The sequence below is a fragment of the Clostridium estertheticum genome, from assembly GCF_026650985.1.
GTDB lineage: Bacteria > Bacillota > Clostridia > Clostridiales > Clostridiaceae > Clostridium_AD > Clostridium_AD estertheticum_C.
In genome coordinates this window covers 3373063-3385895 of the sequence record NZ_CP086239.1, presented here as the reverse complement: position 1 = coordinate 3385895, position 12833 = coordinate 3373063, and the positions used below count along the sequence as shown (strand labels likewise).

The 12833-nt window shown below is 31.3% G+C and carries 12 protein-coding genes; all 12 read left to right on the top strand.

Translation table 11 applies throughout. The features are described from left to right. Positions 1-128 precede the first annotated feature (128 nt). The 12 genes from LL038_RS16265 to LL038_RS16210 all read left to right on the top strand — a co-directional run bounded on the left by LL038_RS16265 (position 129) and on the right by LL038_RS16210 (position 12811). Complete coding sequence (locus LL038_RS16265) at positions 129-884, top strand: ZIP family metal transporter (protein WP_216123691.1); 756 nt, start codon at positions 129-131, stop codon at positions 882-884. Between the two features lie 293 nt (positions 885-1177). Continuing rightward, positions 1178-1444, top strand: a complete 267-nt coding sequence (locus LL038_RS16260; protein WP_071611311.1) for a metal-sensing transcriptional repressor — start codon at positions 1178-1180, stop codon at positions 1442-1444. A gap of 27 nt (positions 1445-1471) precedes the next feature. Beyond that, positions 1472-3922, top strand: a complete 2451-nt coding sequence (locus tag LL038_RS16255) for a heavy metal translocating P-type ATPase (protein ID WP_216123693.1) — start codon at positions 1472-1474, stop codon at positions 3920-3922. 46 nt (positions 3923-3968) lie between these two features. After that, positions 3969-4181 carry a heavy-metal-associated domain-containing protein gene (locus LL038_RS16250; RefSeq protein ID WP_216123696.1) on the top strand — a complete coding sequence of 71 codons (213 nt, stop codon included), beginning with the start codon at positions 3969-3971 and terminating at the stop codon, positions 4179-4181. A gap of 386 nt (positions 4182-4567) precedes the next feature. Further along, positions 4568-5713: an isochorismate synthase gene (locus LL038_RS16245; protein WP_216123698.1), complete on the top strand. Its 1146-nt coding sequence runs from the start codon at positions 4568-4570 to the stop codon at positions 5711-5713. Positions 5714-5729: 16 nt separating this feature from the next. Continuing rightward, positions 5730-7379, top strand: coding sequence for a 2-succinyl-5-enolpyruvyl-6-hydroxy-3-cyclohexene-1-carboxylic-acid synthase (menD, locus tag LL038_RS16240; protein WP_216123701.1), 1650 nt, complete (start codon positions 5730-5732; stop codon positions 7377-7379). Between the two features lie 9 nt (positions 7380-7388). Beyond that, positions 7389-8186 (top strand): 2-succinyl-6-hydroxy-2,4-cyclohexadiene-1-carboxylate synthase, encoded by a 798-nt coding sequence (menH, locus tag LL038_RS16235; protein WP_216123703.1) that lies wholly within the window; start codon positions 7389-7391, stop codon positions 8184-8186. 13 nt (positions 8187-8199) lie between these two features. Beyond that, positions 8200-9042 (top strand): 1,4-dihydroxy-2-naphthoyl-CoA synthase, encoded by an 843-nt coding sequence (menB, locus tag LL038_RS16230; RefSeq protein WP_216123705.1) that lies wholly within the window; start codon positions 8200-8202, stop codon positions 9040-9042. Between the two features lie 24 nt (positions 9043-9066). Beyond that, positions 9067-10398, top strand: coding sequence for an o-succinylbenzoate--CoA ligase (menE, locus tag LL038_RS16225; RefSeq protein ID WP_216123707.1), 1332 nt, complete (start codon positions 9067-9069; stop codon positions 10396-10398). A gap of 12 nt (positions 10399-10410) precedes the next feature. After that, positions 10411-11520 (top strand): o-succinylbenzoate synthase, encoded by a 1110-nt coding sequence (menC, locus tag LL038_RS16220; protein WP_216123708.1) that lies wholly within the window; start codon positions 10411-10413, stop codon positions 11518-11520. A 1-nt stretch (position 11521) separates the two neighbouring features. Then, positions 11522-11920: a PaaI family thioesterase gene (locus LL038_RS16215; RefSeq protein WP_216123710.1), complete on the top strand. Its 399-nt coding sequence runs from the start codon at positions 11522-11524 to the stop codon at positions 11918-11920. 3 nt (positions 11921-11923) lie between these two features. Next, positions 11924-12811 (top strand): prenyltransferase, encoded by an 888-nt coding sequence (locus LL038_RS16210; RefSeq protein ID WP_216123712.1) that lies wholly within the window; start codon positions 11924-11926, stop codon positions 12809-12811. Positions 12812-12833 lie beyond the last annotated feature (22 nt).

Here is a 12833-nt window from a genome sequence, read left to right as displayed (position 1 = left end):
TGTTTATTTAAATTAATATCAAAAGTACGTAGTGTATTTTGAAAAAAATTTTACCATATATTCTAACTTATCTCTTGTATAGCATAGACTTAAATATGGTATTATTTTTAAAAATGGAGGACTTTTTGATGCTTACTAATTTTAATTTGCTTGCTCATATAAGTAATATAGGTTTTTTTACTGCATGGATTGGAACAATGATTGGAATATTACTTTGTTTTATTACTACAGATAACGGGAGAAGATTTAAAGGTACTGTTTTAGGATTTCTTGGAGGACTTATGCTTGCTATAATTTGCTTCGATTTAATACCAGAAGCATTTGAAAATGGTAATGTATATATCGCAACAATTGGTATATTTATCGGACTTATTACTGCACTATTGATTGATAGTGGTGTTAGTTATCTTAATTTTGGAAATTCGGATGGTGAAAAACAGAGATATTTAAAAGTAGCTCTTTTTATGGCTATAGGTTCAGGAATACATAATATACCCGCTGGAATTGCATTAGGTTCACTCTTAAATATTTCCTATACCAGGGGATTACAATTAGCAATTGCTCTACTTCTTCATGGAATACCCGAAGGATTAACTTTAGGTATGTATCTTAAGGAAGGGCGTGCTAAAGTACATACAATAATACTTTTTTCAGTATTTACTTCCATACCAATGGGTCTAGGTGCTTTAATGGGAGGAATTTTAAATAGTGTATCGCCTATAATTATTTGCATTAGCTTATCATTTGCTGCTGGTTTAATATTATATACTATCTGCAAAGAGATAATACCTGAATCCATTGGACTTTGGCGGGGGAGATTATCCGCAAGTGGTACAGTCCTTGGAATAATAGTAGGTAAGATCTTTGTTTCAATAATGCATTAAGTATCAATTATGTTACGGCTAGAAGTAGAATGGTAAAATAAACTATTAAGGTACAATTTCTTCACAAAATCTACACAAAGAAGTGATAACATGTGATTAAAGAGAAATATTATTAATTTAATATTGTGTGTGATGCCACCTCTGTATAGAGGTGGCATTGTTTTTTTGGTATCAAAAATAGCTATAATCTTATGTGTTAGATATTTTAAAGAAGTTGACATATCTTTTTTTTAGTATTAATATGTAGTTATACCCCCCCCACCTAGGGGGTAGGGTATGAAAGAGGATAAATAATGAATAATGAGCAAAAAGAAGCTATGAAAATTTTAAAAATATCAAAAGGACAAATTGAAGCTACTATCAAAATGATAGAAGATGAGAGGTATTGTGTAGATGTGTCAAATCAAATTATTGCTGCACAATCACTCCTAAAGAAAGCTAATTTATTGATTTTAAAACAGCACATGAATCACTGTGTTATGGAAGCCTTTGAGCATGACAAAGGCAGTGAGAAGATAGATGAAATTATAGGTCTTTTATCAAAAATAATTGGAAAATAGAATATATGGAATAAGGAGGGGAATTATATGGTAACTAAGTCATTGAAAGTAGAAGGAATGACCTGCGGGGCATGTGCAAAAGCAATTGAAAGAGTAACTAAAAAATTGCCAGGGATTTCTGAGTCAAGTGTAAATATTGCAACAGAAAAATTAAAGATAGTTTATGATGATTCTTTGATTAAATTATCTGATATACAAAATGTTGTTGATAAGGCGGGATATAAATTATTAGCCCAGACAACTAATAAAACATTAAAACTTGAGGGAATGAGTTGTGCATCTTGTGCAAAAAATATAGAAAGAATAACTAGAAAACTCAATGGAGTTATAGAATCAAATGTAAATTATGCTACTGAAAAACTAACGATTTCTTTTGAGCCATCCTTAGTTAAAACTTCGGATATAAAGAAGGCTATAGAAAAAGGCGGATATAAGGCTCTTGAGGAAGAAAACAATGTAGATCTTGATAAAGAGAAAAAAGAAAAGGATATAAAGGCATTATGGAATAGATTTTTAATATCTGCTATATTTGGAGTGCCATTATTACTAGTTGCAATGGTACCAATGATTGTTATGAAAATGGATATGATGCTTCCGAGTGTTATTGACCCTATGATGCATCTTAAAGCGTATGCTGCTCTACAATTAATACTTGTTATTCCCATAATGATAACAGGTAGAAGATATTTCATAGTGGGATTCAAGTCTTTAGCACGGTTAAGTCCTAATATGGATTCGTTAATATCCATGGGAGCATCAGCTGCATTTTTATATAGTATATTTGCAGTTTATGAAATATTTATTGGTAATACTGGTTATGAGATGTATTTTGAATCGGCAGGTATAATATTAACTCTTATAACTTTAGGAAAGTATTTAGAATCAGTAACAAAAGGAAAAACATCCGAGGCAATTAAAAAGTTAATGGGACTTCAGCCAAAAACTGCAATTATAATTAGACTGGATAAAGAAGTTGAAATTCCAATTGATGAAGTAGAAGTTGGAGATATAGTTGTTGTAAAACCTGGAGAGAAAATGCCTGTGGATGGTGAAGTTGTTTATGGAACTACATCTGTAGATGAGTCAATGCTTACGGGTGAGAGTATGCCGGTTGAGAAAAGCATTGGACACAAAATAATTGGAGCAAGCATAAATAAAAATGGTTCTATTAGGTTTAAGGCAACTAAGGTTGGTAAAGATACAGCACTTGCACAAATTATTACATTAGTTGAAAATGCACAAGGATCAAAAGCACCAATAGCTAAAATGGCAGATATTATATCTGGCTATTTTGTTCCAGTGGTTATAGGACTTGCGTTAATATCGTCTTTATCATGGTTAATAGCTGGTCAAACGGGAGTGTTTTCACTAACAATATTTATTTCAGTGCTTGTAATTGCTTGTCCTTGTGCACTTGGACTTGCAACACCAACGGCTATAATGGTTGGAACAGGAAAAGGCGCAGAATATGGAGTACTTATAAAAAGTGGCACGGCTCTTGAAACAGCACATAAAATTCAAACTATTGTATTCGATAAAACTGGAACTTTAACTGAGGGGAAACCAAAAGTAACAGATATAGTTACTGTAGCTGATGTTGATGAGGACTATTTATTAGTAATAGCGGCTACTGCAGAAAAAGGTTCAGAACATCCACTTGGTGAGGCAATAGTAAAAGAAGCAGAGGAAAGAAAACTAGATTTCAAAAGGACAGAAAAATTTAATGCTGTGCCAGGTAGGGGAATAGATGTAACTATAGATGGTAAAAAAATATTACTTGGAAACAAAAAACTTATGGATGAGAGCAATGTTTCTTTATTAGATTTAGAGAAAACATCGGATAAACTTGCGGGAGAAGGAAAGACACCTATGTTTATTGCTATCGAAGGTAAATTAAGTGGCATAATTGCAGTAGCAGACACAGTAAAAGAAAATAGCAAAAAAGCTATAGAAAGACTTCATAGTATGGGAATACAGGTTGCAATGATAACAGGTGATAATAAAAGAACAGCAGAAGCAATCGCAAAGCAAGTTGGGATAGATACAATACTTGCTGAAGTATTACCAGAAGATAAGGCAAATGAAGTTAAAAAACTACAAGCAGAAGGAAAAAAGGTTGCTATGGTTGGTGATGGAATAAATGATGCACCAGCACTTGCACAAGCGGATATCGGTATTGCTATAGGATCTGGAACCGATGTTGCTATGGAGTCTGCAGATATCGTGCTTATGAGAAGTGATTTAATGGACGTACCTACAGCTATTGAATTAAGTAAGAAAACTATAACAAATATTAAGCAAAATTTATTCTGGGCTTTTGGATATAATATTCTAGGAATACCAGTTGCAATGGGAGTGTTACATTTATTTGGGGGTCCGCTTTTAAATCCAATTATCGCGGCGCTTGCAATGAGTTTTAGTTCAGTTTCAGTATTAACAAATGCATTACGCTTGAAAGGCTTTAAGCCATTAAGATAAAGGTTCTCAATATATGAGAAATTAAAATTGGAAAGGAGCAATAAAAATGAAAAAGAAAATATACGTAGAAGGTATGAGCTGTGGACATTGTGTAAACCATGTTAGTGAGGCATTAAATGAAATTGGAGCAACAGAAATTGAGGTGAATCTTGAAAGTAAGGTTGCAACTGCTGAAATTGGTGACAGTATTAGTGATGATGTTATAAAACTTGCTATTGAAGATGCAGGATACGATGTTGTAAAGATAGAAAAAGCATAGATTAAATAATAAAATTTAAATTAATGAAAGGTTCAAGTATTACACAAAATGTAATACTTGAACCTTTTTTATTAAATGTCTTGAAATCTTTATTAGAAATACCAATGCCATTGTCATGTACTTCTATGATGATGTTATTATTTGGCCATAAGCCTGGGTTATTCGCCTTAAACTCAATATCCCAGGTTTTTATTTTGAAAATTTCTTTGAATGTTGCATTTCTACATAAAATCTTTATAAGTATTTTCTATAATAAGTTATAACAAAAAAAAGAGTGGAGAGATAAATATGGGAAGAATAATATCAATATTAATTCTTATGGGTGAATTGAGTAGTATATTCTAGTTTATAAGATTTATTATAATTCAGATATAGAGGTGTATAATTTGAAATATCATGAGAAACAGATTAAATTGGATAATCCGCTTTCATTCTGGAAGCATTTTGAGAACGAGGAAAGGTTTTTATTTTATAATCCTTTAAAAAAGGAGTTTATATTGGGAGCGAAACGGTTAAAAACTTTTTCTATTGATGAAAATTTAAAAGATTATTTATATATCTTTTCATCAATGACATTCTTTGATTCAATCAAAGATGAAAAATGGGCCGAGTTTGGTAATGAAAATATTGCATTTGAATATTATCTTGTAAAAAAAGATGGAAAACAAACGTTTTATTATTTTAACGATTTTGTTGAAATTGAAAATAGAGAGTTAGAGGTTTGTGAACATTCTTACAAAAATGGAATGGACGATTATAAAGCATGGACACAAATATTTTCTGCGGCGAAAGATGCAATATCAAGTAAAGAGGTAAATAAAGTTGTTATTTCTAGAGAAGTTAAAGTTCAATGTAATAGTTTGATAAACGTAGAAAGTGTTTTGCAAAAGCTTTTGAAACACAACATAAATAGCTTTGTATTTGGATACTATAAGGATGGAAAAACATTTGTAGGTGCAACGCCAGAGATTTTGGTTCAAAAAGAAAAAAATATGGTGTTAAGTTATGCACTTGCTGGCACTATTTTGCGAAGTAATGAAAATGATGAATTACAGAAGGAAGTTTTGTTAAAGGATACTAAAAATCGTCATGAACATCAAATTGTTATTAATTCAATAGTTAATGTTATGAAGAGATTTACAGATGGATTGATAGTAGATGAAACTAAAATTTTAACACTAAAAAATCTTCATCATTTACAAACAGCGATTCATGGAAAAGATAAAAATAGCACTTTACTTCAATGGGTAAAAAGGCTTCACCCAACACCTGCTTTAGGGGGGTATCCGGTAGATAAAGCTATGGAATTAATTAAAAAATATGAAAAACATGAGAGAGGTTTGTATGCGGCACCTATTGGCATAATTGATGGAAATGGGGACGGTATATTTGTATCAGGAATAAGATCTGCTCTAATTGAAAAAAATATAGCATATGCATGCGTTGGCTGTGGCATAGTTGATAAATCGAATTGTGAAGTTGAATACATTGAAACAAAAGATAAATTAAAAACAATAATTGAAAGTTTATAGTGAGGAGGAGAAATGAATGACAAATTATATTGCGGCGTTAGTTGACGAATTATATCAATTAGGTGTGCGTGAAGTTGTAATTAGTCCAGGCTCAAGGTCAACACCTTTATCAATATTATTTTGTGAACATGATTTTAATATTTTTGTAAATGTGGATGAGCGTTCTGCAGGTTTTTTTGCACTTGGAATAGCTAAAGAGCAGACAAGGCCTGTGGTGCTAGTTTGTACATCAGGTACTGCGGTAGCAAATTATTTACCTGCAATTGTAGAAGCAAAGTATTCGGGAGTTCCATTAATTGTGTTAACGGCTGATCGGCCCCCCGAACTACGTAATGTTGGGGCACCACAAACGATTGATCAAAATAAAATATTTGGCGATTTCACAAAATACTATGAAGAGTTAGCTTTGCCTGAAGAAAGTGACAACATGTACAGATATGTACGCATTGTTATGCAGAGGGCATATACAAGTGCTATGTCAAAAGAATATGGGGTAATTCATATTAACATACCAATCCGCGATCCTTTAATTCCAGATTTGAGTAAGCTTAATTTTACTGTAGGACGATCAAAAATTAAATTTGAATACATTCAAGGGGAAATTAAAGGTTGTTTAGATGTCTCCATTTTTAAAAATAAAAATGGAATTATAATTTGTGGTGGGGATGCCTATTCAAACTATCATGAAGAAGTGATAGAAATGGGAGAACGCTTAAAAGCACCCATACTCGCTGATCCAATTTCAAATATGCGAAATTACTCAAATGATATTATAATTGATAGTTATGATGCCTTTTTAAAAAATGATGATATTAAAAAAGAATTAGAGCCTGAATTTATTATTCACATTGGTCAAGTACCTGTTTCGAAACGGTTGCAGCATTTTTTAACCATGCATCAGGAGGCCTTATATGTACAAGTAGGTGAAAGCTCTAAGTATTGTAATCCATCATTGTCAACTAAAATATATATTAAGGCTTCACCAAAATTGTTTGCTGAGTCTATTTGTACAGAACATGATAACAGAGAATATTTAGATAAATGGTTAAGATATCAGAAACAAATGCGTGAACAACTGAATGGTGCAAAGGGTGAAGGGCGATTGTTTGAAGGAAAACTAATTCAAAATTTGCAAAGTATGCTGCCTGCGAAAAGTAGATTAGTCGTAGCAAATAGTATGGCAATACGGGATATGGATTACTTCTTTGAAGCCCGTAATCAAAATATAAAGGTGTTATGTAACAGAGGCGCAAATGGGATTGATGGCACTGTTTCCACCGCACTAGGTATATCTACTTCAAATCATCCAACGGTTCTTTTAACAGGCGATTTAGCATTTCACCATGATTTAAATGGATTACTAATTGGAAAAACACATAAATTAAATTTAATTATACTGTTACTTAATAATGATGGGGGAGGAATTTTTAGGTACTTACCTCAAAGTAAAGGAAATCACTTCGAACATTTATTTTTAACCCCGCAGGGAATAAACTTTGAAGGTTTAAAAACTTTGTATAATACAATATATTTTGAAGCAAAAGATTATAAGTCTTTTGATGCTGATTTCAATGAAGCATTAACAATGGAGGGAATTAAGTTAATTGAGGTAAAAATAGATTCAGAGTTAAGTAAAAAATTACATGATAAATACACAACATTGTAGGGTGATAATATGTTCATTGAAATTGAAAATATTAAATATCATATTGAAGTAAGGGGTGAAGGAAAACCAATTATTTGTTTGCATGGCTTCTCAGAAAATGCAAATACATGGGAATTTATTGAATTAGATGGGTATAAGTTGATATTAATAGATTTAATTGGACATGGGAAAAGTGATAAACCAAAGCTTCGTAAATATTATTCCTTTAAAGTAATGCTCAGGCATCTAAATAAACTCATTTTTCAATTAGGGTTAAAGAAATACACAATGTTAGGTTATTCTATGGGTGGTCGTATTGCATTAGCATATGCTTTGATTTATCCAAAGGAAATAGATAAGTTGATTTTAGAGAGTGCTTCTTATGGTGAAGATGGAGTTCTAAATCGATTAAAGCGTAGAAGAAATGACTTAGTGTTAGCAAAACAGATAGAGAAAAATGGAATAGAATGGTTTAGTGAATATTGGAGTCACTTAAATATTTTCGAATCACAAAAAAGGTTATCAAAGTCTATGATTAATGAAATAAATAAAAGACGGTTAGGCAATAGTACTAGAGCACTTTCAAACACTTTGAAGAGCACTGGCCAAGGAAAATTTCCATGCTTAAAAGGCAAAATCATTAAATTATCTATATCTATATTATATATAAGTGGTGAATATGATAAAAAATATAGAGTAGTTGGCAAGAATTTTGGAAAGCTTAATAAAAATGTAAAGCATGTAATAATAGATGGATGTGGACATAATACTCATATTGAAGATATTAACGCATTTATTAAAGTTTTAAATAAATTTTTAAAAAATTAAAAGGAGTGAAGATATGGAAAAATTTGATTGGAAAGACTCATTGCGTAATTATGAAGATATTAAATATGAAACTTATGATGGAATTGCAAAGATTACAATTAATCGACCTGAAGTGCGAAATGCTTTTCGTCCTAAAACTATAATGGAATTAATTCATGCGTTTACTATGGCTCGTGAAGATAGTAAAATAGGCGTGGTTATTTTAACTGGTGCTAATCATGGTCAAGGCGTTGCGAATGAAGCGTTTTGCTCAGGAGGAGATCAAAAAGTACGCGGAAATGGAGGATATGTTGGTGATGACAATATCCCACGTTTAAATGTTTTAGATTTGCAACATTTAATTAGAATTATCCCAAAACCAGTTATCGCAATGGTTAATGGATATGCAATTGGTGGTGGACATGTCTTACATATAGTATGCGACTTAACAATAGCTTCTGAAAATGCTAAATTTGGTCAAACAGGACCCAAAGTAGGTTCTTTTGACGGTGGGTATGGTGCAGGATATCTAGCACGTATTGTGGGCCATAAAAAAGCACGTGAAATTTGGTATTTGTGTCGTCAATATTCAGCTAAAGAGGCTTTAGATATGGGACTTATAAATACAGTAGTCCCATTTGATAAGTTAGAACAGGAAACAGTTAAATGGGCAAAAGAAATAATGCAACATTCGCCAACGGCGCTACGTTTCTTAAAAGCATCTTTTAATGCAGATACGGATGGATTAGCTGGATTACAACAATTAGCAGGAGATGCTACTTTGTTATTTTATACTACAGAGGAGGCAAAAGAGGGTCGCGATGCTTTTAAAGAAAAACGAGATCCTAATTTTGATAAATTCCCTAAATTCCCATAAATAAATTTAGGAAGGTGAGATACTATGAACTGGCTAAAGGAACAAAATTATAAAAGCCCTAATAAAAGGTTTATTAATGACTTAACTTTTCATGAAGTTTATGAACGGGTAACAGACCTAGCTGGGAAACTATCTTCCTATGTAAAAACTGAGAGAAGAGTTGCCATTTATTCAAATAACTCAATTGATATGGCACTATTTTTTTTGGCACTTCAACTTCTGGGCAAAGAAGTGCTAATGCTAAATACTCATTTGACAGATAGTGAAATAAAAAGACAATTGGAACTTACAAAGGTTCAGGTTGTATTTTCTGATGACGAGAAATTTATATGCTTTAATAAAGTCTACCAGAGTGAAAATAAAAATATAAAACTAATTGAAGAGTTTGAGGCTGAAAGCATTGTTGTTATCATGAATACAAGTGCTACAACAGGTAAATTTAAATCTGTTCCGCTTAGGTGGAAACAGTTTTCTGCTCATGTAAGAGCATCACGAAAAAGTATTGGGGTAACAACGAGAGACAATTGGCTTCTAGTATTACCTATGTATCATATTAGTGGATTAACTATCTTAATGCGTAGCTTATACAATGGAACTCAAATTACTATATTAGAAAAATTTGATGAAGAGCAAGTTTTAACCTTAATTGAAAGAGGTTTTATCAATATGATATCTATTGTTCCAACTATGTTAAACAGGATTATTGAGAGAATAGAGAAACATAAACTACGTGTTGTGCTTTTAGGTGGCGAATTTATTCCTAAAGCTTTGGTTGAAAAAAGTATAATGAGGAACATTCCTATATATAAGACCTATGGTATGACGGAGACAACAAGTCAGGCTACTACTTTTTCAGTATTAGAATATCCAAAAAAAATTGATTCAGTAGGAATGCCGCTTGAAAATGTAGATATCCTTATTGAAAAACCTGATGAAAATGGAGTAGGTGAGGTTTTACTTAAAAGTCCTATGTTAATGGATGGATATATAGGTAAAAAGAATATAGCTGGTTACTTTAATACAGAAGATGTGGGATATATAGATGAGGATGGTTTTTTGAAGATAGTCGCTCGTCGCACAGATATAATTATATCTGGTGGTGAAAATATTTATCCAAAAGAGATTGAAAATATTCTATATACACATCCGCTTATAGATGAATGTGCGGTGGTTGGACATATTGACGAAAAGTGGGGACAGATTCCTATACTTTATGTGGTATCTACTTTATATGAACATGAAATATTAGAGTATATTTCAAATAAATTAGCTAAATATAAGATTCCTAAAAAAATTATTTACTTAGAGGAACTTCCTAAAAATTCAGTTGGAAAAATATTAAAAAGGGATTTATAAGAGGGTGTATATATGCAAATAGAACAAATAGAACTTTTTCATATTAGGATGCCTTTGAATTTTAATTTCAAAACATCACAGGCTTCTATAAAGTGGCGTGAAACAATTGTAATTAAAGCTATGGATGAGCTTAAAAATGTAGGTTATGGTGAAGTGGTTTCATTTAATGAACCCTTTTATACAAATGAGACATTAGCATCTTCAAAGAAGGTATTAATAAATAAATATATTAAAGCTGTAATTCGTAAAGATATGGATCATCCTTTTGATATACATAAAGATTTAGATAGCTCGTGCCCAATGGCACTGTCAGGACTCGAAAATGCCTTGGTAGACTTATATGCTAGAAGAAATAAGTTATCCATTATGAAACTAGTATTTAATGAAGAAACTAATGATGAGATCTATGCAGGGATTGTACTAGGTGATTTGGATATTAAAATGCTTTTAAAACAAATTGGTGATTACCAAAAGGAAGGATATACTCGCTTTAAAATGAAGATTAAACCGGCCGATGGTTTTGAAAAATTAAGGGCTATTAGAAAAATTTACCCAAGCATTCAATTGTTAGTAGATGCTAATAGAAGTTATAAGGTTGATCAAATAAATGAAATAAAAAAATTAGATGAATTTAATTTAATTTGCATAGAAGAACCACTTAATTCAAAAGACTTTTTAGAATATCAAAAACTTCAAAAAGAAATTATTACGCCGATATGTCTTGATGAAAGCATTCAAACAATTAAGGATTTAAAGAGTGCAATTGCGGTAAATGCATTTAAGGTGCTAAATATAAAAATAGGTCGAGTTGGTGGAATTTATTATGCAAAGCAAATGATTGATTTATGCAGGGAAAGCAATATAAAATATTGGGTTGGAAGCATGGTTGAAAGTGGTATTTCTAAAATATTGCATGTTCAATTAGCTAGTTTAAAGGATACTTTCATCCCTGGAGATTTATCATCATCAAAGCGCTACTTTAAAAAAGATATAATTAAACCAGAAATCATTGCTCAAAATGGTATAATTAAAGTTCCTAAAGGCTATGGGTTAGGTGTGGAAATTGATGAAGTTACTTTAAGAGAGTATACAATAGACTATATTAAAATAGGTGGTGAATAGTATGAATTTAATAGATGGATTAAATATAGAATATATTCATGTGCTAGATAGGGAACTTGAAGCAAAAATGAATTTAACACAGTTCCATGATCAAACCTTCGGATATTTGCATGGAGGTGCAACAATTGCCTTTGGAGAAACAATTACAGGTTATGCTTCACTTCAAAAGATAAATAAAGATCAAGTAGCAGTAGGGCAAACTATTACTGCAAATCATATGAAAGCAAAAAAAATAGAAGGATATATTATAGCAAAAGGAAAGTTAATACATGTGGGGAAGACATCTCATGTTTGGAGTGTTGAAATGTTTGATGAAAATAATGTATTAATATCATTTATGACAGTTACAAACGCCATAATAAAATCAAATAAAGATAATCCATTTGGTAAGGAGAGGTAGAAAATGAGGTTTAAATCAATAATTAAACTTATGGATATAAAAACTCTTGTTGCAGGGATTGTACCTGTAATTTTAGGCTCAATTTACTCAAAGTATGCTTTTTTAAAATTTAACATATTATATTTTATATTATTAATAGTTGCCATGATACTTATCCAAAGTGCAACTAATATGGTTAATGATTACTCTGACTTTAAAAGTGGGGCAGATAACAAAAAAAGTGGTGATGAAAAAGCTTTAGTAAGTGGGGAGATTACTTCAAAACAAGTTTTGGTTGTCATATTCTTGTTTGAGCTTACTGCTTGTATGATTGGTATTTTTATTGCTAGTCAGACAAGTTATTATATTATGCTAATTGCAATTATAGGAGGTATTATTTCAATTTCATATGCTTTTGGTCCTTTTCCGATTTCATATACTCCTTTTGGTGAAATTGTTGCTGGTGTAACAATGGGTATTGGTATAACAACAACAGTGATTTATATTCAATCTGGTGTAATTAACCTAAATACAGTTTTAGTTGCAATTCCAACAGTAATATATATAAGTACTATATTATTATCTAATAACATAAGTGATTTACAAGAAGACCTTGATGTTGGTAGAAAAACACTTCCTATTTTGATGGGTGTAAAAAATGCAGAAAAGCTTTGGATTTTTAATGTAATAATGCTTTTAATACTAACATTTATTTTATGTGTAGTACACATTTATCCGATTGTTGTACTAGTGACTGTTTTAATATTTTTTCCTTATAAATCTATATTTCATTTTATATCTTATGATAAAAACATGAATACAAAAGGCAGAACTATGGAGCTTATCAGTAAAATTGGATTAAAATATCATTTAGCTGTAGTTGTTGGATTACTAATAGCAATCATATTTTAAAAATATAAAGGGTGTTCAATAA